Source organism: Kluyvera intermedia (assembly GCF_021440345.1).
Lineage (GTDB): Bacteria > Pseudomonadota > Gammaproteobacteria > Enterobacterales > Enterobacteriaceae > Kluyvera > Kluyvera intermedia_A.
This window is the reverse complement of the sequence record NZ_JAKCNS010000065.1, coordinates 1-1161: the sequence shown is the minus strand read 5'-3', so window position 1 is coordinate 1161 and position 1161 is coordinate 1. Positions and strand designations below refer to the sequence as shown.

Below are 1161 nucleotides of genomic sequence, written 5' to 3'. Positions count from 1 at the left end.
AAGAATACCGTCGCTGACATCGTGCAACGACACAGAGCTAACGCTTAGGGTGTCATTTCGCCCTCAGCCGGAACCGACCCCTTCCTGAAAATCCTAAAGCGTTTGCGCTGTTAGCTCATTGTTTTACGTGTGGCAAAGACCTCAAAGGCGCGGCGCGTATTGCGCGGAAACTGACAGAGAATGCTATCGCCGTTCTCCGGTTTGATTTTACTGGTCTGGGAAACAGCGAAGGGGATTTTTCCAACACCAACTTCTCATCCAATATTTCGGACCTGCTTTGCGCGGTAGATTATCTCCGCCGACAGTACGAAGCGCCTTCTTTGCTCATCGGCCATAGCCTGGGGGGATCGGCCATTCTGTCTATTGCCGGCGAAGTTCCTGAGGCAAAGGCCGTTGTCACCATAGGATCACCCGGAGAACTGACACACGTAAAACGTCTTTTTAAGGATGATGTTGAAAACATTAACCAGCATGGAGCCTATCCCGTTGAGCTGGCCGGGCGGGTATTTACCTTAAAGAAACAGATGCTGGACAATATTCAGGAACACAAAATCGCTCATAAGGTGTTCGCCATGAACAAGCCTCTGCTTATTTTTCATGCGACTGAAGATGATACTGTGTTAATTGAGCAGGCCGAAAAAATATTCAAAGCAGCAAAGCATCCCAAGAGTTTCATTTCGTTGGGTAAGGCGGATCACCTTCTGACTCATGCTCAGGATGCTGAATACGTTGCCGATATCATTATATCGTGGAGCGAATGTTACCTATAAACAGAGTAAATGCGTTCAAACTCGTAGCGCAGAGGGCGATTTTCTGCAGAGATCGGACGCTGTTTATGCTGGACTGATTTTGCGATAAAGGCTTAGGCCGATGCATACAGGCGGGGCTGAATAAGGGTGAGGCCCTTGGGCGAGCATCCTTCATGCACCGGCTGAATGAAATCAGGGATCTGGGGGTGGGAGGATCAGCGTTACCACGCCACCGGCGCTGACACTACATACGGCGGCGATAACACTCTGGAATACGGTTTATATAGAAAGAACCATTGAGCCGCTTAAGCAAAAAGGAGTCCCTGTTAATGAACTGCTGGTCTCTCATCCTTCTCCACTGCTGTACAAAATATAGTCTTAGCGTGGGATAATTAATGAGATGGTCACTCCC

2 pseudogenes are annotated in these 1161 nt (G+C 48.8%); both read left to right on the top strand.

Going from position 1 to position 1161, the window contains the following annotated elements:
• Positions 1–80 precede the first annotated feature (80 nt).
• Positions 81–770 (top strand): annotated as a pseudogene (locus LZ634_RS17295) (alpha/beta hydrolase family protein); the annotation flags it as partial.
• Positions 771–796: 26 nt separating this feature from the next.
• Positions 797–1110 (top strand): annotated as a pseudogene (locus tag LZ634_RS17290) (Tn3 family transposase); the annotation flags it as partial.
• Positions 1111–1161 lie beyond the last annotated feature (51 nt).